17 protein-coding genes are annotated in these 22,161 nt (G+C 59.4%); 9 read left to right on the top strand and 8 right to left on the bottom strand.

Annotated features, from left to right (window positions below; translation table 11 throughout):
* Window positions 1-94 precede the first annotated feature (94 nt).
* The 3 genes from pyrG to tpiA all read right to left on the bottom strand — a co-directional run bounded on the left by pyrG (window position 95) and on the right by tpiA (window position 3,259).
* The gene (gene pyrG / locus AC2CHD_RS01530; protein WP_305082505.1) at window positions 95-1,732 is read right to left on the bottom strand and encodes a CTP synthase; all 1,638 of its coding nucleotides are present in this window, start codon (window positions 1,730-1,732) and stop codon (window positions 95-97) included.
* A gap of 137 nt (window positions 1,733-1,869) precedes the next feature.
* Window positions 1,870-2,256: a preprotein translocase subunit SecG gene (gene secG / locus AC2CHD_RS01525; RefSeq protein ID WP_229446928.1), complete on the bottom strand. Its 387-nt coding sequence runs from the start codon at window positions 2,254-2,256 to the stop codon at window positions 1,870-1,872.
* Between the two features lie 256 nt (window positions 2,257-2,512).
* The gene (gene tpiA / locus AC2CHD_RS01520) at window positions 2,513-3,259 is read right to left on the bottom strand and encodes a triose-phosphate isomerase (RefSeq protein WP_484552344.1); all 747 of its coding nucleotides are present in this window, start codon (window positions 3,257-3,259) and stop codon (window positions 2,513-2,515) included.
* A 173-nt stretch (window positions 3,260-3,432) separates the two neighbouring features.
* Between tpiA and AC2CHD_RS01515 the strand changes: the two genes are divergently transcribed.
* From AC2CHD_RS01515 to AC2CHD_RS01495, 5 genes are read left to right on the top strand one after another with little or no spacing between them, the layout of a single operon-like run.
* Window positions 3,433-5,319: a peptidylprolyl isomerase gene (locus AC2CHD_RS01515; protein ID WP_229446930.1), complete on the top strand. Its 1,887-nt coding sequence runs from the start codon at window positions 3,433-3,435 to the stop codon at window positions 5,317-5,319.
* An 8-nt stretch (window positions 5,320-5,327) separates the two neighbouring features.
* Entirely contained in the window at window positions 5,328-6,365 is a 1,038-nt protein-coding gene (gene trpD / locus AC2CHD_RS01510; RefSeq protein WP_484552343.1) for an anthranilate phosphoribosyltransferase, read from the top strand.
* Window positions 6,362-7,177, top strand: a complete 816-nt coding sequence (gene trpC / locus AC2CHD_RS01505; RefSeq protein WP_484552342.1) for an indole-3-glycerol phosphate synthase TrpC — start codon at window positions 6,362-6,364, stop codon at window positions 7,175-7,177. The genes trpD and trpC overlap by 4 nt, the downstream gene beginning before the upstream one ends.
* A gap of 3 nt (window positions 7,178-7,180) precedes the next feature.
* Window positions 7,181-7,681 carry a cyclic pyranopterin monophosphate synthase MoaC gene (gene moaC / locus AC2CHD_RS01500; RefSeq protein WP_484552341.1) on the top strand — a complete coding sequence of 167 codons (501 nt, stop codon included), beginning with the start codon at window positions 7,181-7,183 and terminating at the stop codon, window positions 7,679-7,681.
* A complete protein-coding gene (locus AC2CHD_RS01495) occupies window positions 7,678-8,886 on the top strand; it encodes a molybdopterin molybdotransferase MoeA (protein ID WP_484552340.1) in 1,209 nt (402 codons plus the stop codon). The genes moaC and AC2CHD_RS01495 overlap by 4 nt, the downstream gene beginning before the upstream one ends.
* Before the next feature lie 94 nt (window positions 8,887-8,980).
* Here AC2CHD_RS01495 and AC2CHD_RS01490 read toward each other — a convergent pair whose 3' ends face one another.
* Together AC2CHD_RS01490 and AC2CHD_RS01485 are read right to left on the bottom strand one after the other, a co-directional pair.
* Complete coding sequence (locus tag AC2CHD_RS01490; protein ID WP_229446935.1) at window positions 8,981-9,394, bottom strand: hypothetical protein; 414 nt, start codon at window positions 9,392-9,394, stop codon at window positions 8,981-8,983.
* A gap of 29 nt (window positions 9,395-9,423) precedes the next feature.
* On the bottom strand, window positions 9,424-9,909 hold the full coding sequence (locus AC2CHD_RS01485) for a single-stranded DNA-binding protein (protein WP_484552339.1): 486 nt from the start codon (window positions 9,907-9,909) through the stop codon (window positions 9,424-9,426).
* Between the two features lie 939 nt (window positions 9,910-10,848).
* Between AC2CHD_RS01485 and uvrA the strand changes: the two genes are divergently transcribed.
* Together uvrA and AC2CHD_RS01475 are read left to right on the top strand one after the other, a co-directional pair.
* Entirely contained in the window at window positions 10,849-13,773 is a 2,925-nt protein-coding gene (uvrA, locus tag AC2CHD_RS01480; protein ID WP_484552338.1) for an excinuclease ABC subunit UvrA, read from the top strand.
* Between the two features lie 4 nt (window positions 13,774-13,777).
* The gene (locus AC2CHD_RS01475; RefSeq protein WP_484552337.1) at window positions 13,778-14,578 is read left to right on the top strand and encodes a DUF72 domain-containing protein; all 801 of its coding nucleotides are present in this window, start codon (window positions 13,778-13,780) and stop codon (window positions 14,576-14,578) included.
* A gap of 100 nt (window positions 14,579-14,678) precedes the next feature.
* Here the strand turns inward: AC2CHD_RS01475 and AC2CHD_RS01470 are convergent, their stop codons facing one another.
* The gene (locus AC2CHD_RS01470; RefSeq protein ID WP_484552336.1) at window positions 14,679-17,099 is read right to left on the bottom strand and encodes a ComEC/Rec2 family competence protein; all 2,421 of its coding nucleotides are present in this window, start codon (window positions 17,097-17,099) and stop codon (window positions 14,679-14,681) included.
* Between the two features lie 130 nt (window positions 17,100-17,229).
* On the opposite strand from AC2CHD_RS01470, the gene gltX reads away from it, so the two are divergent.
* Both gltX and gltA read left to right on the top strand, forming a co-directional pair.
* Complete coding sequence (gltX, locus tag AC2CHD_RS01465; protein ID WP_484552335.1) at window positions 17,230-18,651, top strand: glutamate--tRNA ligase; 1,422 nt, start codon at window positions 17,230-17,232, stop codon at window positions 18,649-18,651.
* Window positions 18,652-18,846: 195 nt separating this feature from the next.
* Window positions 18,847-20,142, top strand: coding sequence for a citrate synthase (gene gltA, locus AC2CHD_RS01460; protein WP_229446941.1), 1,296 nt, complete (start codon window positions 18,847-18,849; stop codon window positions 20,140-20,142).
* Window positions 20,143-20,178: 36 nt separating this feature from the next.
* On the opposite strand, the gene AC2CHD_RS01455 is transcribed toward gltA, so the two are convergent.
* Window positions 20,179-20,634: a glyoxalase superfamily protein gene (locus tag AC2CHD_RS01455; RefSeq protein ID WP_484552334.1), complete on the bottom strand. Its 456-nt coding sequence runs from the start codon at window positions 20,632-20,634 to the stop codon at window positions 20,179-20,181.
* On the bottom strand, window positions 20,631-22,022 hold the full coding sequence (locus AC2CHD_RS01450) for an MATE family efflux transporter (protein WP_484552333.1): 1,392 nt from the start codon (window positions 22,020-22,022) through the stop codon (window positions 20,631-20,633). Before AC2CHD_RS01450 ends, AC2CHD_RS01455 begins: the two co-directional genes overlap by 4 nt.
* Window positions 22,023-22,161 lie beyond the last annotated feature (139 nt).

The following is a 22,161-nucleotide window of genomic DNA, read 5'->3' as shown; positions in this document are numbered from 1 at the left end:
AGAAACCATGCACCGCATGTGCCCCAAGGGCTGACGCTTTGCAAGGCCTTCACCGATGAAGGAAATCACCCCGCCTCGCAGCGGGGTGAGATTTTTACACGAGGCGCGACTGTTCCACCGCTGCTTCAATGAAGGAAGCAAAGAGCGGATGTGGCTCGAAAGGCCGGCTTTTCAGCTCAGGGTGATACTGCACGCCGATGAACCAGGGATGATCGGGATATTCGACCGTTTCCGGCAGAACGCCGTCGGGTGAAAGACCAGCGAAGACCAGTCCGCACTCTTCGAGCTTCTGACGATAGCCGATATTCACCTCGTAGCGATGGCGGTGACGCTCGGAAATTTCTTCCGAACCATAGATCGCCGCAATCTTCGAGCCTTCGACAAGTTTCGATTCGTAGGCTCCAAGACGCATGGTCCCGCCAAGATCGCCGGAAGCTGTGCGCTTCTCCAGCATGTTGCCCTTGAGCCACTCGGTCATCAGGCCGACAACCGGCTCATTGGTTGGGCCGAATTCGGTTGATGAAGCGTTCTCGATGCCCGCCAGCGAACGAGCCGCCTCGATGCAGGCCATCTGCATGCCAAAGCAGATCCCGAAATACGGCACCTTGCGCTCGCGTGCGAATTTGGCAGCCAGAATCTTGCCTTCCGCACCACGCTCGCCAAAGCCGCCCGGCACCAGAATGCCATGCACCTTCTCAAGCCATGGAGCCGGATCTTCCTTCTCGAAGATTTCCGCTTCGATCCATTCGAGCTTCACCCGCACCCGGTTCGCCATCCCGCCATGCGACAGGGCTTCGATCAGCGATTTGTAGGCGTCCTTCAACCCGGTATATTTGCCGACGACGGCAATCGTCACCTGGCCTTCAGGATTGTGAATACGGTCTGTGACCTCTTCCCAGCGCTCCATGCGTGGCTTTGGCGCCGGATCGATGCCGAAAGCGGACAGAACTTCCGAATCCAGCCCTTCCTTGTGATAGGCCATCGGCACATCGTAGATATGCGCCACGTCCAGCGCCTGAATGACGGCTGATTCGCGCACATTGCAGAACAGCGAGAGCTTGCGGCGTTCTTCGGCGGGTATTTCCCGGTCTGCGCGCACCAGAAGAATGTCGGGCGCAATGCCGATGGACCGCAATTCCTTCACGGAATGCTGGGTCGGCTTGGTCTTGAGTTCGCCGGCTGCCGGAATCCAGGGCATCAAGGTCAGATGCACATAGACGGCGTTGCCCCGCGGCAGTTCATTGCCAAGTTGGCGAATCGCCTCAAGGAACGGCATCGCCTCGATGTCGCCGACGGTTCCGCCGATTTCGCACAGAACGAAATCGTAATCCTCATTGCCTTCAAGAACGAACTGTTTGATCTCGTCGGTAACGTGCGGGATCACCTGCACCGTGGCGCCCAGATAGTCGCCACGACGCTCTTTTTCCAGAATGTTCTGGTAGATCCGGCCTGTGGTGATGTTGTCCTGCTTGTTGGCCGAACGCCCGGTGAAGCGCTCATAATGGCCAAGGTCCAGGTCGGTCTCGGCACCGTCATCGGTGACGAAAACCTCACCATGCTGATAGGGCGACATCGTGCCCGGATCAACATTCAGGTAGGGATCGAGTTTACGGATGCGAACGCGGTACCCACGGGCCTGTAACAGCGCGCCAAGGGCCGCTGCTGCAATGCCTTTTCCGAGGGAGGAGACCACGCCGCCGGTTATGAAAACATATCGCGCCATGGGACTCATCGCTTAACCGGACACAGGCGATTCCGCCAGCAAAAAATAACGAGACGCAAATCTTTTTGCGCACCGCGGTGAATAAGTTCTGCGATTGGCAAAGCCGGTCGCAGCTCAGGCGACCGGTCAACCTCGCGGCACGGAGCTTACTGCCCCGTGGGAACCTGATCTTCAGGATTGGCGTCAGCCGGAGCCGAAGGCTCCTCGGTGGGAACCGAAGCGCCAGAACCGCCAAGCTGGTCGAGAACGCCACCCGAACCGTCCGTCTGCTCGCTGCCGGCAGGGATACGGTCCAGAATGTCCGTCGGGCTCGCGCCATAACGCGCAATCAGCGACAGGGCCAGAGATGTGGCGAAGAACGCAGCTGCCAGAATGGCCGTCGTGCGCGTCAGGGCATTGGCCGCGCCGCGCGCGGACATGAAACCGGAACCGCCGCCGATGCCAAGCCCGCCACCCTCGGAGCGTTGCATGAGGACGACGCCTACCAGCGCGACCACGACGATCAGATGAATGACGATGATAACGGTCTGCATGTTTCCTTCCGGCTCTCCGGCTCGAAGCGTCCGCTTCAATGCGGACGCGGCTCATTACACGGCTTTTGCCGATTTTCCAAGACCGGCATAAATCCGTATCCCGGTACCTGAATGTTTTTCCAGAAAACGGGGCGGAATGCACCCGTTTCAGGGCATTTGTCACGGTTTTCGGTCAAACCAGCCGGAATTCCGAATTTCCGTCAAAGCCACTCTCACATAGGCGCTTGCGATGACAACGCAAGCGTTTTCTGTTTTCTCAAACCGGACACGCGGCAGCAATCGCTAGAAAATCCACCGCCTTCAGGCTCGCTCCACCAACCAGCGCACCATCCACATGTTCGATCGAAAGCAGTTCCGTCGCATTCCCCGGTTTGACCGACCCCCCATAGAGAATCCGCATTTTACCGGCCTCTTCTCCCAAAAGAGATGTCAGCTCGTCGCGGATATGTCGGTGTGCCTCTGCCACATCCTCAGCGGTCGGCGTCAAGCCCGTCCCGATGGCCCAGACCGGTTCATAGGCAACCACCGTATTCTTCGCCTGAGCGGTTTTGGGAACCGATCCTGAAATTTGTCGTGAAAGAACCGACAAAGTGTCGCCGGCTTCGCGCTCCGCCTTGGTCTCGCCAATGCAGATGACCGCGGTCAGACCGGCACGCCAGGCTGCCTCTGCCTTGTCGGCGACAATGCCATCGGTCTCACCATGGTCGGTGCGGCGTTCCGAATGGCCGACCAGGACATGGGTTGCACCGGCATCCGCCAGCATTTCGGCAGAAATATCACCCGTATGCGCGCCGGACGCAGCGGTGTGGCAATCCTGGCCGCCCAAGTGCAACTTGCCGTCCAACGCTTCCCGCGCCCGCGTCATGAGAGTGGCCGGTACACAAATGAGAGCATCAGCACCGCCAAACGCCCCTTCAGCCATCGCCTTCAACTCGCCGATATCAGCGCTCATGCCGTTCATTTTCCAGTTGCCTGCGATCAGAGGGCGAATTCCGGGCGTCATGGTCGATGTCCTCAACAAAAACAAACTCGGGGGCTTCCCTAGCAAAAACACGGGCTGATGCAAAAGCAATTGGGGTGGCATTTCCCACTCCGCTATCGACACTTGGCGTCTGGGACGCTATTGCGCTTCGTTGGGGAACGCCCCGAAACACACCAAGGAACTTCGGAAAAGCCATGCTCGACAGTCTGAGAAACGCCGCCTCCACCTGGATCGCCAAGCTGCTCCTGGGCCTTCTTGTCGTGAGCTTCGCCGTCTGGGGCATTTCCGGCCAGGTTCTGAATGACCAGTCCCGCAACGTTCTGTCAGCCGGCGACTCCTCGGTTTCCATGCTGGATTTCCGCCTGGCCTATGACCGGCAGATCAATGCGCTGTCGCAGCAGCTCGGTACGCGTGTGACACGCGAACAAGCGGTTGCCTTCGGCCTGGATGATCAGGTGTTGCAGCAGCTCGCTGCGGGCGCCCTTCTGGACGAAGAGGCACGTCGCCTCGGCCTGGGCCTTTCTGGAGACAAGCTTGCCCAGCTGACCGCGGACGATCCGGCGTTTCGTGGTCCTGACGGCCGGTTTGACCGGCAACAGTTCGATTTCGTGCTGCGCCAGATCGGCATGCGCCCAGAAGACTATCTGAAAAACCGCGAGCAGGTCGCCATCCGCCAGCAGATCGTCGAAGCCGCGACAGATGGCATGAGTGTTCCGGATGAGCTGTTTAAAAATCTTGCGCTCTATCGCGGTGAGGATCGCACCGTGGAATATCTCGCAGTTCCGCGCTCCCTTGTGGAACCGGTCGCGGATCCCGATGAGGCCGCTTTGCAGGCATGGTTCGACGAGCGTAAGGACAACTACGCTGCTCCCGAATATCGCAAGTTCAGCTATGTCAAGCTGGAACCCTCAGACATCGCCGACCCTGAGGCCATTTCGGATGCGCAGGTGCAGAAGGCCTATGAAGACCTGCGTGATCGCTACACAACGCCTGAAAAGCGCACAATTGACCAGATCGTCTTTGCCGACCGCGCTGCGGCTGAAGCGGCGCTGAAAGACCTGCTGGACGGCAAAAGTTTCGCAGACGTCGCATCGTCGGCAGGCAAAAGCAGCACCGACACCGCCCTCGGTACACTGACCCGCGGTGAGGTGGCAGACGACGCGGTGGCTGAAGCAGCGTTCTCTTTGGACGCCAATCAGTTCAGCGATGTGATCGACGGCGCGTTCGGCCCCGTGATTGTTTTTGTCTCTGAAATCCAGCCGGAGGTCGTGCAGCCACTCAGCGAAGTGGAAAGCGAGATTCGACAGGATTTGGCGCTGGAAGAGGCGTCTCGCGTTCTGCTCGACGTGCACGATGCTTATGAAGATGCCCGCGCCGGCGGGGCTTCGATGGCGGAAGCTGCAGAAAGACTGAAGCTTTCCATGCGGACGATTGAAGCCATCGACGCCAGTGCCCGCCGCCCTGACGGTTCAATTGTGGGCGACCTCCCCGTCTCAGCAGAGCTTCTGCGGGAGGTGTTCGAGAGCGATTCCGGAATCGAAAACGCTCCGCTTTCGATGGGCGGAAATGGTTTTGTTTTCTACGAAGTCGAGGGCATCACCCCAGAACGCGATCGATCGCTTGATGAAGTGCGTGACCAAGTGCTGGAAGATTGGCGGAAGGCTGAAACCGACCGGCTTCTGGCCGAGCGTGCGTCCCAATTCGCCAAGCGACTTGAAGAAGGTGCCTCGCTGGACGAAATCGCGCAGGAAATCGGTCAGGAAAAGCAGATCAAACGCGGTCTCAAGCGCAACGCGAATGATGCCGACCTGGGTCAGGCTGGCGTCGCTGCAGTGTTCTCCGTCCCGCGCAACGGAACGGGTGTTTTCGCCAACCCTGCGGGGGACGGTCAGTTCCTGTTCAAGGTGACGGAGGTCTTCGAACCTGCCAGTGCGACAGCGGAAAGCATTCCTGACAATCAACGTGCCACCATGCGCTCAGCGCTTGCCGACGATCTGCTCGACCAGATGGTTGCGCGCCTGCAAGGCAAGTACCCGGTAACGGTAAACCGGGCCGCCATGCAGGAAGCACTCAGCTTCTGAGGCGAAGGATGAACGCTTTCAAGTCCTACATCGCAAAGGTCGCTTCCGGCGCACCTCTGAGCTTTGATGAGGCACGCGAGGCTTTCGACATCATGATGTCGGGCGATGCGACGCCAAGCCAGATCGGCGGCTTTCTGATGGCTTTGCGTGTGCGCGGGGAAACCGTGGAAGAGATTTCCGGCGCGGTGACAACCATGCGTGACAAGATGCTGCCTGTTTCCGCACCGGACGACGCCGTGGATATTGTCGGCACGGGAGGAGATGCTTCCGGTTCCTACAATGTATCCACCTGTTCCGCCTTTATCGTTGCAGGGGCCGGCGTGCCCGTTGCAAAGCACGGAAACAGGGCACTCTCATCGCGCTCGGGTGCGGCTGATACTCTGGCCGCCCTCGGTATCAATATCGAACTGACACCGCAGGGGATTGCCGACTGCATCCAGGAAGCCGGGCTCGGCTTCATGTTCGCCCCTGCCCATCACTCTGCCATGCGGCATGTGGGGCCCTCGCGGGTTGAACTGGGCACGCGCACGATCTTCAACCTTCTTGGGCCGCTTTCCAATCCCGCCGGAGTCCGTCGCCAGTTGATCGGAGTGTTTTCGCCGGAATGGGTGGCCCCGATAGCCAATGTGCTCAAACAATTGGGCACGGAAGCTGCGTGGGTTGTCCATGGTGCGGGCCTCGACGAAATGACAACCGCCGGAACCACACAGGTTGCGGCGCTGGAAGACGGTGAAATCCGCCATTTTGAACTCACGCCAGAAGACGTCGGCCTCAAGCGGGTCACCATGGCCGATCTGAAAGGCGGAGAGGCTGCTTACAACGCAGAAGCGCTCAAAGCGGTACTCGAAGGTGAGAAGAATGCTTACCGGGATATCTGTCTGTTGAACTCCGGCGCGGCTTTGGTGGTGGCTGGACGTGCAAAAACGCTGAAGGACGGTATCACGCTGGCTGCAGAATCGCTTGATCAGGGGCACGCGCTCGCCACCTTGAAGCAACTCATCGAGGTCTCGAACAGGGGAGCCCCGCCAAGCGGGCACGAGCAATGACGACCGATATCCTGCGCAAGATCGAAACGTATAAACGCGAGGAAATCGCAGCGGCGAAGTCCGTTGCGCCCCTGCCCGAGCTTGTGGCCAGAGCACGTGATGTTGAAGCGCCGCGCGGTTTTGCTGAAGCGCTGTTGGAGAAGCAATCGGCAGGACGTTTCGGTCTGATTGCGGAAATCAAGAAGGCGAGCCCGTCACGCGGGCTCATTCGTGCCGATTTTGATCCTCCCCGGCTTGCTGCTGCTTATGAGGAAGGCGGTGCTGCCTGCCTCTCGGTGCTGACCGACGGCCCTTCGTTTCAAGGGGCGCCTGCTTTTCTGCAAGCCGCGCGCTCCGCATGTGGCTTGCCGGCGCTGCGCAAAGACTTTCTGTTTGAGCCCTACCAGGTTTACGAAGCGCGGAGTTGGGGCGCCGATGCGATCCTGATCATCATGGCCAGTGTGTCCGATGATGAAGCGCGCGCGCTCGAAGACACCGCGCTCGAACTCGGCATGGATTGCCTGATCGAGGTGCATGACGAAGAGGAACTCGAACGTTCGCTCGAACTGTCGTCGCGGCTCATCGGCATCAACAACCGGAATCTGCGCAGTTTCGAAACATCCCTCGAGACCAGCGAGCGCCTCGCTCCGCGCGTTCCCGAAGACCGGCTGGTGGTGGGCGAAAGCGGCATCTTCACCAATGAAGACTGCCGCCGTCTGGCGCGTGCCGGGATGAACACCTTTCTCGTCGGCGAAAGTCTGATGCGCCAGGACGATGTCACGGCGGCAACGCGGGCGCTGTTGGGCCTCGATGCGGCCAATCAGGCGGACTGATCCATGAGCGGCGAAACCGGGAAGCTGACGCATATCGGCGCTTCCGGAGAAGCGCATATGGTGGACGTGAGCGGCAAGCAGGAGACCCACCGTGAGGCCGTTGCCGAAGGCTCCGTGCTCATGCAGGCGCAGACACTTGAGGCCATTCTTTCCGGCAATGCAAAAAAAGGCGACGTGCTGGCTACTGCGCGCATCGCCGGCATCATGGGCGCGAAGAAAACATCGGATCTGATCCCGTTGTGCCATCCCCTCGCCCTTTCCAAAGTGGTGGTCGAGATCGAGCCCGACACGGCCCTCCCCGGGCTCAAAGTGCGTGCCCGCGTCAGGGTCACCGGTCAGACGGGGGTGGAAATGGAAGCGCTAACCGCGGTTTCTGTTGCCTGTCTGACAATCTACGACATGGCGAAAGCACTGGAAAAAGGCATGACCATCAGCAATATCCGCCTTTTAGAGAAGACCGGGGGGAAATCGGGCGACTGGCGGGCTCCGGAGCCTGCTGCATGACGCTTTTGCCGGTAGACGAAGCGCTGGAGCGTATTCTCGATGGTGTAAAGGCGCTGCCTGGTGAAAACGTGCCCATCGAAAAGGCCGACGGTCGCGTTCTGGCCACTCCGCTTGCGGCCACGCGGACGCAACCTCCCTTTCATGCCTCCGCCATGGATGGTTATGCCGTGCGGGCGGTGGATGTTCAAACCCCGGGGGCAATGCGGTTGCGTGTGGTTGGGGAATCGGCTGCAGGAAACCGGTTTCATGGCGTTGTTGGTGCTGGCGAGGCCGTGCGGATTTTTACAGGTGCTCCGGTGCCTGAAGGCGCCGACACGATTTTGATACAAGAGAACGCCACATCTGTGGGCGATGACTTTATCGAAGCAACGAGCGCGGTGGCCATCGGGCGTCACATCCGCAAAGCCGGGCTCGATTTCCACGATGGCGATATTGTTCTTGAGCGAGGACGGCTGCTTGGACCCGCCGGTATCGGCCTGGCCGCTGCCGCAGGCCACGCGCTTCTTCCCGTAACCGAACGCCCATTGGTGGCGATCATCGCGACCGGTGACGAGCTGGTGCGGCCGGGAGAAACATGTGGTCCCGATCAGATTGTCGCGTCGAATGGTTTTGCGATTGGAGTCTTGGCGAAGAACGAGGGCGCCCGTATCCTCGATCTGGGTATCGTGAGCGACAACAGCGCTGCAATTTCAGCCGCGGTTCGAAAAGCTGCAGATGCCGGAGCGCACGTGCTGGTGACCCTGGGCGGAGCTTCGGTCGGGGCCCGCGATCTCGTGCGACAGGCCCTTCTCGACGCGGGCATGTCGCTCGACTTCTGGAAGATCGCCATGCGCCCGGGCAAGCCTTTGATGTTTGGCAGACTTGGAGAAATGCGCGTTCTCGGCCTGCCTGGCAATCCTGTCTCGAGCCTGGTCTGTGCTCATCTCTTTCTGCGCCCGCTTGTTGCGCGGTTGGGGCAGCGCAACCACACACCCGATCTGCGCGCGGCAGTTCTGGCGACGGCGCTGCGTGAAAATGACGAGCGCCGCGATTATATTCGCGCTTCGGTCGCCGCAGGGCCCGAAGGGCTGATCGCAACGCCGTTTCCCGTGCAAGATTCCTCCATGCTCACGACACTGGCAGCGGCCAATGCCCTTATCGTGCGGGAACCGGGAGCGCCTGCTGCCGAAGCGGGCTCGCGCTGCCGCGTGCTGATGCTCGGCTGATTTCGAGATCTGACCACGCGTCCTTCCCCGCTCAGGGAAAAGAAGCGCCATCCCACACGGAAGCAACCCACACCCAAACTCCAGGTGTGCGTCCCTATTCCCTCGCCTGTCGGGGGATGGAGATCCTCATCTCCTTGCCGCCATATCCATGAACCGTGTCATGGGCCCGGATGGTCACATGCGCAACACCATTCGGCAGCGAAACCCCAGGCAAGCTGCGCGTGAATGGCTGTTCATTGACATGCGGATGCATGAGTTTGCGCGATCCCAGGACATTGCCCGCATCGTCGAGCACATCCCATCGGTCTGCATAGTGTTCCCAGCCTTCATCGGAATGTGTGAGGGTGACCTCGAAGCGATAGGTTCCGGCCGGCTCGGCAACGACTCTCACATCCACAATGTCCGCTTCTCCGGCAAGCACTGCCGGTGCGAATGTAAGCGCAAGCATAAAGGCCCCGGCTCCACCCGCCCGAACACCATGTCTAGCTGCATGGTGTGGACTGGTCATGCCGGGTCTCCAAAATGTTCAGATTCCGATCAGAACGGGATTTCGTCGTCCAGATTCTGCGAATAGCCGCCTCCGCCGCCGCTATCGGCAGGGCCTGACTGGCCGAAATCGGAACCGCGGCTGCCGCCGCCGCTATAGCCGACCTGATTGTCGCCGCCCTGCCCGCGTGTATCGAGCATCTGCAGTTCGCCACGGAATTTCTGCAACACAACTTCGGTTGTGTAGCGTTCCTGACCATTCTGGTCGGTCCATTTGCGTGTCTGTAGCTGGCCCTCGATATAAACCTTGGCGCCCTTCTTCAGATACTGCTCGGCCACCTTGGCAAGGTTGTCGTTGAAAATCACGACATTGTGCCACTCGGTCCGCTCACGCCGCTCACCCGACTGGCGATCGCGCCATGTTTCCGAGGTCGCAATGCGCATATTGACCACAGGATCGCCGGAGTTGAGCCGGCGAATCTCGGGATCGGCGCCCAGATTTCCCACCAGAATGACCTTGTTGACGCTGCCCGCCATAACGCTTCTCCACGCTTGTCCGAAATCTGCCGCGCACTTTATCGCAAGCCGGGCTGCCGTGCGCTCTCCGCCTGCGGTGCTCCGCCTCTCGTCCACAGCTCATTTGTTCTTATTATGTTCACATTCGATGACCAGCGTCAATGCACCTCCTCCCACGCGCGCGTTGCATGAGGAAAGCCCCGCCGCCATTTGGTCGCACGGGGCTCCGGGTCTTCCGACCCTCCATACCGGGAATGGTTTACCGGTGTCATCAGGCAGGGTGTCTTACCAACCCTGTCTTCAAAGAGATTTGATTTTTCAGGGGCAGCCAGCCGCCAGCGTTGTCATGCCTGCCGGCAATTGCGTTCTCCAGAAACGCAATTCGCCATGGACCGGTAGCGAGACACATTTTCCGCGCCAAGCGCCGAATGTGCCGCGCACCAATCAGCCGGCTGTGGCTTCGCGATCCAGGCGAAGCCCGGTGGATCGGTCAGGTGGAGTCATGCCTTCCTCCTTCTTCGCGTTTCGGTCGGTGCTCGGTTGTCAGCCTGCTCAAGCGGATCGTGCTTGCAGATAGCTCATCAGCGTGTCTGCGGCGCATCTGATCGCGAGCTCTGACAAAGAATATTCTGCGCCTTTGGGCCAGACCGGTCAAGCAAATGCCTTGTGAAGCCGGCAAATGTGATCGTCTGTAACGCAACACGCCTCCAATGGCAGAAATGTCAGGAGAACGTTCGGTTTTTGTTCTTTTTCCTTGCGGAAGGCCGGGCGGCGCGTGCTAAAGGGAATATGCGCGTTCATCTGTGTATTGAGCAGATGGAGCGCGCCCGCGGTGAAGCGCTTTCCGCCCGGTGCCATTCTGGTCCGCGGCGGTCGACATTTGCATCCCGCTTCCTACATGATGCACAGACCGGCCTGCGGCCGGCCAATCCGGTTTCTCAAGACAGGCAGCGACGGGGCATGCCAGAACACAAATTCATTACCATCCGCGGCGCGCGCGAACACAATCTGAAGAATGTCGATCTCGACCTGCCACGCGAGAAGCTGATCGTCATGACGGGCCTGTCGGGTTCCGGCAAGTCGTCGCTCGCCTTCGACACGATCTATGCCGAGGGGCAGCGGCGGTATGTCGAAAGCCTTTCAGCCTATGCGCGCCAATTCCTGGAAATGATGCAGAAGCCGGATGTCGACCAGATCGACGGGCTTTCACCAGCCATTTCCATCGAGCAGAAGACCACATCGAAGAACCCCCGCTCCACCGTCGGCACGGTGACGGAGATCTACGACTATATGCGCCTGCTTTTTGCGCGCGTGGGCGTGCCCTACTCGCCGGCAACGGGCCTCCCGATCGAAAGCCAGACGGTGAGCCAGATGGTCGACCGGGTGATGGCGCTGGAAGAAGGCACACGGCTTTACATTCTCGCGCCCATCGTCCGCGGACGCAAAGGCGAATACCGCAAGGAAATGGTCGAGCTCCAGAAGAAGGGCTTTCAACGCGTCAAGGTGGACGGCGAATTCTACGAGATCGCCGACGTCCCCGCGCTTGACAAGAAATACAAGCACGACATCGACGTGGTGGTCGACCGTGTGGTTGTGCGCGACGATCTGGCGACGCGTCTGGCGGATTCGCTTGAAACCTGCCTGAAACTGGCCGAAGGGCTGGCAGTCGCCGAGTTTGCGGACAGGCCTCTTTCCGATGAGGCAACGGCCAAGGGCGGAAGCGCGAACAAATCCAAGAACGAAACGCATGAGCGTATCGTCTTTTCGGAGAAATTCGCCTGCCCGGTATCGGGCTTCACCATCCCGGAGATCGAGCCACGTCTATTTTCGTTTAACAATCCCGCCGGTGCCTGCCCTACCTGCGACGGTCTTGGCAGCCAGCGCGCGATCGATCCCAATCTGGTGGTTCCCGACGACGGTGTGATCCTGCGTGAAGGCGCCATCGCGCCCTGGGCGAAATCCACATCTCCCTATTACCTGCAGACGCTCGAGGCGCTTGGGCGCGAATATGGGTTCAAGGTCGGCGATCGCTGGCGCGACCTTCCAGCTGAAGGGCAGGATGCAATCCTGAACGGCACAGGCTCCAAGAAAATCGTTTTCGATTATGATGACGGCCTGCGCAGCTACCGCACCACGAAACCCTTCGAGGGCGTGGTGGTCAATCTCCAGCGCCGCTGGAAGGAGACCGAATCTGCCTGGATGCGCGAGGAGATCGAGCGTTACATGTCGGCCCATCCCTGCCCGGCCTGTGGCGGACATCGCCTGAAACCCGAGGCGCTGGCCGTGAAGATCGACGGCCTGCATATCGGTCAGGTCACGGAAATGTCGATCCGCAAGGCGGGTGCCTGGTTTGAGGAGCTGCCAAAACGTCTCAACGACAAGCAAAACGAAATCGCGGTTCGCATCCTGAAGGAGATCCGCGAACGGCTGCGCTTTCTCAACGATGTGGGCCTCGATTACCTGACGCTGTCGCGCAATTCAGGCACGCTGTCGGGCGGCGAGAGCCAGCGCATCCGGCTTGCCTCTCAGATCGGCTCGGGTCTGACGGGGGTTCTTTACGTGCTTGACGAGCCGTCCATCGGCCTGCATCAGCGCGACAATGACCGTCTTCTGGCTACGCTCAGGCATTTGCGCGATCTTGGCAACACGGTCATCGTGGTCGAACATGACGAAGACGCCATTTTGACCGCGGACCATGTGGTCGACATCGGGCCGGCGGCCGGCGTTCATGGCGGACAAATTATCGCCGAGGGAACCCCGCGTGACATCATGGCCAACCCGGCCTCTGTCACCGGCAAGTATCTGACCGGCGCAATGGCGATCCCGATGCCCGAACAACGCCGGGAGATCCCCAAGAAACGGCGCATCCGGGTCGTGGGTGCACGCGGCAACAATCTGAAGGATGTGACGGCGGAAGTGCCGCTCGGCACCTTTGCCTGCGTCACCGGCGTTTCGGGCGGCGGAAAGTCGACGCTGCTCATCGAGACGCTTTTCAAGGCCGCATCACGGCGGATCATGGGATCGCGAGAGCAACCTGCCGAACATGACAGGATCGAAGGTCTCGAGCATCTCGACAAGGTGATCGACATCGATCAGTCCCCCATCGGGCGCACGCCGCGGTCCAACCCCGCCACCTATACCGGTGCCTTCACGCCGATCCGCGACTGGTTCGCGGGCCTGCCGGAAGCCAAGGCGCGCGGCTACCAGCCCGGGCGTTTCTCGTTCAATGTGAAGGGCGGCCGGTGCGAGGCCTGCCAGGGCGATGGCGTCATCAAGATCGAGATGCACTTTCTGCCGGATGTCTACGTCACCTGCGATGTCTGTCATGGCAAGCGCTACAATCGCGAAACGCTGGAAGTCACCTTCAAGGGCAAGTCGATTGCCGATGTGCTGGAAATGACGGTGGATGAAGGCGTTGAGTTTTTCGCGGCCGTTCCTGCCGTGCGCGACAAGCTGGTCACGCTCGCCCGCGTCGGTCTTGGCTATATCCATATTGGCCAGCAGGCCACCACGCTTTCCGGCGGGGAGGCACAGCGCATCAAGCTCGCCAAGGAACTCTCGAAACGGGCAACGGGCCGCACACTCTACATTCTGGACGAGCCGACGACCGGCCTGCATTTCCATGATGTGGCAAAACTGCTTGAAGTGCTACATGAACTGGTCGACCAGGGCAACACGGTGGTGGTGATCGAGCACAATCTGGAAGTCATCAAGACCGCCGACTGGATTCTCGATCTGGGTCCGGAAGGTGGCGATGGTGGCGGCGAGCTTGTTGCCTCCGGCTCCATCGACGACGTCATGGCCGAGCCGCGCAGCTACACCGGCAAATTCCTCAAAGAACTTCTCGAGCGCCGGCCCGCCGGCAAGGCACAGGCAGCGGAGTAGACCGATGACGACTGGCACCATTCGCGCCGGCATGGGCGGCTGGACGTTTCAGCCATGGGAAGGCACCTTCTATCCCGACGACCTGCCGAAGAGGCGACAGCTTGAATATGCCTCACGGCAGGTGCCGACGATCGAGGTGAACGGCACCTATTACGGTAGCCAGAAGCCGGCGACCTATGCCAAATGGGCGAGTGAGGCACCGGAAGGGTTTGTGTTCTCGCTGAAGGGAAATCGCTTCGTGACAAACCGCAAGGTTCTGTCCGAAGCGTCTGAATCTCTCGAGAAATTTCTCGGGTCGGGCATTTCCGAGATCGGAGAAAAACTCGGTCCTCTCGTCTGGCAGTTTGCTCCCACCAAAAAGTTTGACCCGGAGGATTTCGAAGGGTTTCTGCAGCTTCTCCCATCCGAGCGCGATGGAGTTCCGCTCCGACACGTTCTTGAAGTGCGCAACGAGACCTTCTGTACGCCGGAGTTCCCCCGGCTCGTACGGAAATATGGTGCAGCCATTTGCTACGCGCATCACAACACCTATCCGGAGATCGCGGATGTGACGGGAGATTTCGTCTATGCCCGTCTTCAACGCGGTGAGGACGATATTCCGACAGCCTACCCGCCAGAAGACCTTGACGGATGGGCGAAGCGTGCCAGGCTTTGGGCCGAGGGCGGGCAGCCAGACGACCTTCCCCTCATGGACGCGGAATTCACGCCGCAAAGAGAGCCGCGTGACGTGTTCGTCTATTTTATCCATGAAGGGAAAATCCGTGCACCCCATGCTGCCAGAGCTTTCATGGAGCGCGTGGGATGATTTCCCATATGTGACGTCCGAATTCACACCTTGGCGCGAGCGATCACGCGTCGGCGCGCGTTCAACAAACCTCTGTGAAGTTTGATTTAATCATCTGTTTCTAAGGACTTTTGTCAGCTTCATTCGATGTTTTTCGGCTGCGTTTGTAAGGTCCCAATCCACGAGCTGCGCGTGAAAACTGGCGCTGCTCATGCCATGGTCGATACGGCTCGCTGAGCGCAAAGGTGATGTTGACTGTGAACGGATCTCGCGGCTCACCCCCTATGCGTATCTCGGCACTGCCCCATCGCGCCAGGTCTCGTGCGGTGATGGTAGGCGTGCCACTCTCCCCGCAGGGTCGGTCGATACGCGCATCATTGATGATGATGAGATCTGCAACCCCACACAATTCGTCAATTAGCCGGACGGACGGTGGAGAATCGGTCTCCATTACATGCGCGATCAACGCGCCGCGCCGATGGCGCAGCATGCAAATCGTCTCGTTGCACCGAAACTGATCCCCTGCAGCGCGGGCGAAGACCTCTGCGGTCGCCGCGCCATTTTCCGTATCCGGCTTGTGTACTGTTTCTGACCCGGCAGCGCGTAGCCAGTTTTCCAAAGCGAAAGCATTGGGCCTCTTGCGGTTGACCGCAAGCCCCCCTTCCTCGACGCGCACGGCCACCAGCCGTGCATCTTCGGAGACAAAAACGTCAGGCAGACTGCGGGCTGAGATAAGGGCAAGTCCGGCCACAAGAAACGGTATAGCAGCTAATCGCAGGCTGGTGGTCGACATGGTGAGGATTGCCAGCGCCACTGTCAGGCACAGCGTCGCCGAGAGAGGGATCGCGCCGGTCGCATCGATGGGAGTTTGCTCGGAGAACCACCTGGCAATGCCCATGACGGCGGAGATCCCCCACCCCATCACAGCCAGGGGCCAACCATCGAGGTTCAACGGCATTGCGGCGATCGCCGCAACGGCGGAGGGCATAACCACGACTGAGACAACAGGCATCGCCGCCAGATTGGCGCCAAGCGCGAGCGGAGATGCCCGTTGAAAATGCCACACACCGTATAGCGTTGTCGCTGTCCCGGCGATCAGGGATGTAAGCGCGATACCGCCAATGGCCACGAGAATCAGATGGACGAGCCTCGCGGCGCCTTTGCGCTCCACATATGGTTTTCGAGAGAGGCGTTTCATACGGTGCGCATTCCACGCCGCGTAGCCGGCGATGAGTGCTGCAGTTGCCGAAAAAGACATCTGGAAGCCTGGGCCGACGACCTCGTGCGGTGTTGTTATAAGGACGATCAGGGCGGCAACCGCCAGATTGCGCATGGTGAGAGCCGCCCGGTCAAACAACAGAGCCAGGAGCATGACCGCAAGCATCAGAAAGCTGCGCTGCGCAGCCACCCCGCCACCTGAGACGAGCAAATAGAAAAAACACACAATAAGAGCGACAGCGGCAGCGTATTTGCGGACCGGATACCGCGAGGAGAAACCAGGAAAAAAGGCGAACCCCAGCCTGGCAGCCCCAATAATGGTAAAGGCCGCTAGGGCCATATGCAGACCTGAAATGGCAAGAACATGCGCCAATCCGGCCCGGCGCAGATCTTCATTATAATGCTCGGGGATGCCGCCCCGCATGCCCGTGATGAGGGCCGCTGCCACCTCTCCCTCAGCCCCGCCCACCCGGTTTCTAAGCCTTTCGGCAAGGCCTTCGCGCAGTCCCTGCAGTGTGGATAATGCCCACGGCCACGCCCCGTTTGGCTCGTCAATCTGCACTAGAACCGGCTCCTGCATGAAGAAGCCCACAGCGCCCAGACCGTCAAAATAGCTCTCGAAGGAGAAATCATAGGCGTGCGGTCGTACCGGGCCGGAAGGGGGCATGAGGCGCACGAGACCCTTAATTCCATCACCCGGTCTCAATCCCTCCGGGATAGAGCGTGCTGACAAACGAACGCGTGCCGGCGCATAGCGCAATTGCGGTCGTTCGGTGGAAATGAGATCTACGGTCAAACGCGAACGCCCGTCCGCTCGTGGCTCTATGCGCGCAACACGGGCTGTAACCCGCGTTGTCACCTCGGATCCGAGCATGGGGGTGGCCGCTCGCCAGCTTTCGACCTTCGCACATGAAAGTCCCAAAAGACCGATCAACGCGGCGAGAGTGACGGCCCGAACAAAAGGCTTTCCCGAAGCCAGAAAAGCCGTGAGAGCGAGCGCGAGCAAACCGCTGACAACAGCATAGGCCGGCGGTTCGACCGGCAAGGCGAAATACACAAGGGCGCCACTGCCCAGCAGAATAGGGAGCCAAAGAAATAAGGTGCCCCTGGCTGCTTCTTGCGAGAGTGCAACCCGTATTCGCGCGTCCCACACCTGCCAGGACGCGGCGGACAAATCGAATTTTCCTGTGGCAACCCGGCGAAGCGCAGCACTCGCCGGCCAGGTCGCAATGCTATGAGCTGCGCTATCTGTTTGCGGCGCTTGTGTGCCGACGGCGAACTGTGCCCGCTCGTCGGTTTCAGCCACTGCCAGTTCGTCCCCCATCGCCTGGCCTCCCCGTGCCATGCTTGCGCCCGGACCGTTCTATGCTACATGACAGCCAACCAAAGACCACCTGCGGTATCGCTTACCTTTCAATAGGCCGTGAGCCCGCTTCGTATCCCGGGATAGATTCATGAGCAGACCCGTCGTCACGCGCTTTGCGCCCTCACCTACCGGCTTCTTGCATATCGGCGGGGCGCGCACGGCGCTCTTCAACTGGCTTTATGCGCGCCACACCGGCGGAAAGATGTTGTTGCGCATCGAGGATACCGACCGTCAGCGCTCCACTGATGAAGCTACCGCGGCAATCCTCGACGGGCTTGCGTGGCTCGGTCTCAACTGCGATGGCGAGCCTGTCTCCCAGTTTGCGCGGGCAGACCGGCATCGCGCAGTTGCGGAGGAGCTGGTTGCCAAGGGTGAAGCCTATTACTGCTACAGTTCACCCGAAGAGCTGGAAGCGATGCGCGAGAAGGCGCGAGCGGAAGGGCGTCCACCCCGATATGACGGCACATGGCGCGATCGCGATCCCTCCGAAGCTCCCGAAGGCATCAAGCCGGTTATCCGTATCAAAACGCCACAGGATGGGGAGACTGTCGTCGAGGACCAGGTTCAGGGAACGGTGCGCTTTCCCAACAAGGACCTCGACGATTTTATCATCCTGCGTTCTGATGGGTCACCCACCTACATGCATGCTGTGGTGGTGGACGACCACGATATGGGCGTCACACACATTATCCGCGGCGACGATCACCTGACCAATGCGGCCCGACAGACGGTGATCTACAAGGCCATGGGTTGGGACGTGCCGGTGATGGCCCATATACCGCTTATTCATGGGCCAGACGGCGCAAAGCTTTCCAAGCGCCATGGTGCGCTCGGTGTCGAGGCTTATCGCGAAATGGGTTACCTTCCCTCGGCCTTGCGCAACTATCTCGCACGACTGGGATGGAGCCACGGAGATGACGAAATCATGTCCGATGAAGACATGATTCGCTGGTTCGACATCGCTGACGTGAACAAGGGTGCCGCGCGCTTCGATTTCCAGAAGCTGGAGGCGCTCAACGGCGTGCATATGCGGCAGATGGACGACGCAAAGCTGCTCGATATCCTGATCGAGACACTGCCGCACCTGCCTGGAGGGAAAACACTTCTCGACGGGATGGACACGACACGAAAAAATCAGTTCCTACAGGCTCTTCCGGGCTTGAAAGAGCGAGCAAAGACTCTCGTAGAACTCGTTGATAGCGCTGGGTTTCTATTCGCCGCGAGACCGCTTTCAATCGACGAGAAAGCCAGCCAGTTGCTGGATGAGAATGCGCGTCAACTGCTTGCGGAAATTCTTCCCGTATTGCAAAATGTCGAAGGTTGGACCCTTGCGAATATCGAAGCAGCTGTCCGCGCTTTTGCGGAACAGACCGAACGCAAGCTTGGCAAAGTCGCCCAACCGTTGAGGGCAGCGCTCGTGGGGCGCACCACATCGCCAGGCATCTTCGATGTTCTTTCCGTTCTTGGGCAAGAGGAGAGTTTGGCGCGTATCCGCGATCAGGCTGCCTAGTTTCGTCCTGAAAAGGAGGGGGCTTGCGGACAGGGTTTCATCACCAGGGGCGTGCTGCAGTGCAATATTCAAATGCTGCACGCGCTTGGCACCACGGGGGAAATGCGTTAGCTATTTCGCGCGCTCGACCGCCGGACATATTGTTTGGGCGACAGTTTTCTGGCGCCAAGTTCCTTGAAGTGAGAGGTGATTGCGATGACCAAACCAACTGCGAAGCTGGAAATTGGCGGCCAGGAAGACGGGCACGAATTTGAGATCTTGAAGGGTAGCGTGGGCCCGGATGTCATCAACATCACCTCGCTTTACAAAGACACCGGGATGTTCACCTACGACCCCGGCTTCACTTCCACCGCAAGCTGCGAATCCAAGATCACCTATATCGACGGCGATGAAGGCATTCTTCTCCACCGGGGTTATCCGATTGAGCAGCTGGCCGAGCACGGCGATTTTCTGGAGACCTGCTATCTGCTGCTTTACGGCGAACTGCCAACCAAGGCTCAGAAGGAAGATTTCGACTATCGCGTGACGCACCACACAATGGTGCACGAGCAGATGAACCGCTTCTTCACCGGTTTCCGCCGCGATGCCCATCCCATGGCGGTGATGTGCGGTGTGGTGGGCGCGATGTCGGCCTTTTATCACGATTCCACCGATATTTCGGACCCGCATCAGCGCATGGTGGCAAGCCTGCGCATGATCGCCAAGATGCCGACCATTGCGGCGATGGCCTACAAGTATCACGTGGGTCAGCCTTTCGTTTATCCGAGGAACGATCTCGGCTATGCCGCGAACTTCCTGCACATGTGCTTCTCGGTGCCGTGCGAGGAGTACAAGGTGAACCCTGTGCTGGCGCGCGCGATGGAGCGGATCTTCATCCTTCATGCCGATCACGAGCAGAATGCTTCCACTTCGACGGTTCGACTGGCCGGCTCTTCGGGCGCCAATCCGTTTGCCTGTATCGCCGCCGGCATCGCCTGCCTTTGGGGGCCTGCCCATGGTGGCGCGAACGAGGCAGCGCTCAACATGCTGGACGAGATCGGCTCGGTCGACCGCATTCCCGAATTCATCGATCGCGCAAAGGACAAGAACGATCCGTTCCGCCTCATGGGCTTTGGACACCGGGTCTACAAGAACTACGACCCGCGTGCGAAGATCATGCAGAAGACCTGCCATGAAGTGTTAAGCGAACTGGGTATCAAGGATGATCCGCAGCTCGACATCGCCATGGAGCTGGAGCGTATCGCGCTGACAGATGAGTACTTCATCGAGAAGAAGCTTTATCCGAACATCGATTTCTATTCCGGCATCACGCTGAAGGCGCTGGGCTTCCCCACCACCATGTTCACGGTGCTCTTTGCGCTCGCACGCACCGTCGGCTGGATTGCCCAGTGGAAAGAGATGATCGAGGATCCGAAGCAGAAGATCGGTCGTCCGCGCCAGCTCTACACAGGTGCGACGCAGCGCGATTACGTGCCAATCGCCAAGCGCTAAGCCTCGATAAATCGACGCGAAAATGCCCCGTTGTTATCAACGGGGCATTTTTTTGGAATTGCCTTTCACTTCAAGTTTCAGGTGCGGCAACCCATTGGAAGTATGCTCGCTTGTATACCCGTCAGGACCGACGGTTGCGCGAATGCGTTTGCGACGGTTGGAAAAGCTTGCGAATGTGACGACGTCCACCGGCTCATCCAGGTCAATCATCACCCGAAACCAGCCTCGGCGCAGCCTTTGGGAGGCGACCAGGGTTCCGTTGAACGGCCGCGAAAGGTAGTTGCCGCATACGCGCTGACCGGGCGTCCACGTGTGAGGCTCGTTTCGACCGAAGGCCGCGCAAAGAGTGTTCCAGTCCCGATATCCATGCTGATGAGCGACGATTTCGAGAGCCTGCGCATGCGTAACGCTGCGACCATGATCTTTCAGATCCGTTCGCAGACGCTTTGCAAGCGCCTTTGCTTCCCCGACTGTTGTGAGACAGGACTTCATGCCCGCTCTCCCTTCACGGCCGGAAGAAGCCCCCACTGCAGCTTGTTGTCTCGCGCTGTGCGGAAAAGAACGATCCCAGCGAGGATGAACAGCATCGCCTCGGCGGATGGCCCCGCAGCCCAGATACCCGCTTCGCCAAACAGTGCTGAGAGACCGAAGGTAAGCGGGATGGCGAACAAATAGGGCTTCGAAAGACCGAGTATTGCTGCCCTTGTTGCATCGCCGATCGCCTGAAAGTGCATCGCCAGCATCATCAAGGGGCCTGTTGCAAAGAACAACGCCGTCATCACCGGGAGAATTCGCGCCACCTCAGCCACGACCGCTGGGTCGTTGACGAAGATTTGTCCGATATCCGAGGCGAAGCAAACCATCATCAGCTGGAGGGCAAGACCGTAGACGAAGGCTACAACCACAGCCAAGCGCAGGCTCCGGCGGGTGCGGGATAATTTCTCTGCACCGAAATTATTGCCTGTGATCGTCTGCATGGCGTGGCTCAAGCCAAGGAGCGGCAGAAAGGCGAAGGTCATGACTCTTGTTATGATCCCGTAAGCGGAAACGGTGATGTCGTAACCCGGCGCTCCCACCCACTGGAGCGCTGTCAGGATGGCAGCCGATCCAAGCGCCAGGCCGATGAAATTCAAGCTTTGCGGTGCACCGAGCGCCAAAATACGCGCCCAGCCACTATGCCACCCATGATGTAACAGGATCGAAAAGGGCAAAGGTGTGCGGCCACGCAGCCGGAAAACGATAATGACCCCGAATGCCAGCGCCTGTGCCAGTGCCGTTCCGTAGGCGGAGCCGGCAACCCCAAGGTGAAAGCCAGCGATCAGGATGTAATTGAAGCCGATGTTGACGATCGAAACAAGTAGGCTCATTGCAGCCATCAGCGCAACACGTCCCTCATTGCGCAAAGCATCGGAATGAATGGAGAGCAGAAAAATCAAAGGCGAGGAGAACACCGTTATTCGCAGATAAATCAGCCCCATTCGCGCCAGTTCCTGCGAACCGCCAGCCGCAAGCAGGGAGAATGCGGGTCCGAGCGCGAAGAACAGCAGTATCAATCCAGAGCTCATGAGAAGCGCCAGCCCGTGCGCGCCAGCAAAGATGGCGGCTGCTTCGTGCAGCTGTGCTGCGCCAAGGTGGCGCGCCAGCAGGCTCGACATGCCACTCGAAACGAGCGTGGCCAGTGCAACCACGACCATATATAGCGGAAACATGAGCGTGACGGCGGCAAGTGCTTCCGGTCCGACGAAATGCCCCAGGAAAAGCGCGTCGCATACAGCAAGCAGTCCGTTCATGCCCATCACGAAAATGATCGGAAGCGCGGTACGCGCATAGATGGGTCCGAGAGGACCTTCGGTGAATGCATTGATGGGTTTTTCAGACAAATCCCCGTTCTCCTGTCGCCAGAGCCGCGCTGATAAGGACGGGGTCCGCATTGCCATCCGCGCGACGAGCGTGGAGGAGAAGAAACGAAAAGGCCTGAGGCAGAACTTCACCGAGACATGGTGTCAGCGGACGGCAGGC

Source organism: Nitratireductor sp. ATLC21 (assembly GCF_057196525.1).
This window is presented reverse-complemented; position numbering and strand designations above follow the sequence as displayed.

Bases quoted from the DNA above. Each gene is read 5' to 3' on its own strand.
- pyrG (WP_305082505.1), bottom strand. From the start codon at position 1,732: ATGAGTCCCATGGCGCGATATGTTTTCATAACCGGCGGCGTGGTCTCC.
- secG (WP_229446928.1), bottom strand. From the start codon at position 2,256: ATGCAGACCGTTATCATCGTCATTCATCTGATCGTCGTGGTCGCGCTG.
- tpiA (WP_484552344.1), bottom strand. From the start codon at position 3,259: ATGACGCCCGGAATTCGCCCTCTGATCGCAGGCAACTGGAAAATGAAC.
- AC2CHD_RS01515 (WP_229446930.1), top strand. From the start codon at position 3,433: ATGCTCGACAGTCTGAGAAACGCCGCCTCCACCTGGATCGCCAAGCTG.
- trpD (WP_484552343.1), top strand. From the start codon at position 5,328: ATGAACGCTTTCAAGTCCTACATCGCAAAGGTCGCTTCCGGCGCACCT.
- trpC (WP_484552342.1), top strand. From the start codon at position 6,362: ATGACGACCGATATCCTGCGCAAGATCGAAACGTATAAACGCGAGGAA.
- moaC (WP_484552341.1), top strand. From the start codon at position 7,181: ATGAGCGGCGAAACCGGGAAGCTGACGCATATCGGCGCTTCCGGAGAA.
- AC2CHD_RS01495 (WP_484552340.1), top strand. From the start codon at position 7,678: ATGACGCTTTTGCCGGTAGACGAAGCGCTGGAGCGTATTCTCGATGGT.
- AC2CHD_RS01490 (WP_229446935.1), bottom strand. From the start codon at position 9,394: ATGACCAGTCCACACCATGCAGCTAGACATGGTGTTCGGGCGGGTGGA.
- AC2CHD_RS01485 (WP_484552339.1), bottom strand. From the start codon at position 9,909: ATGGCGGGCAGCGTCAACAAGGTCATTCTGGTGGGAAATCTGGGCGCC.
- uvrA (WP_484552338.1), top strand. From the start codon at position 10,849: ATGCCAGAACACAAATTCATTACCATCCGCGGCGCGCGCGAACACAAT.
- AC2CHD_RS01475 (WP_484552337.1), top strand. From the start codon at position 13,778: ATGACGACTGGCACCATTCGCGCCGGCATGGGCGGCTGGACGTTTCAG.
- AC2CHD_RS01470 (WP_484552336.1), bottom strand. From the start codon at position 17,099: ATGGGGGACGAACTGGCAGTGGCTGAAACCGACGAGCGGGCACAGTTC.
- gltX (WP_484552335.1), top strand. From the start codon at position 17,230: ATGAGCAGACCCGTCGTCACGCGCTTTGCGCCCTCACCTACCGGCTTC.
- gltA (WP_229446941.1), top strand. From the start codon at position 18,847: ATGACCAAACCAACTGCGAAGCTGGAAATTGGCGGCCAGGAAGACGGG.
- AC2CHD_RS01455 (WP_484552334.1), bottom strand. From the start codon at position 20,634: ATGAAGTCCTGTCTCACAACAGTCGGGGAAGCAAAGGCGCTTGCAAAG.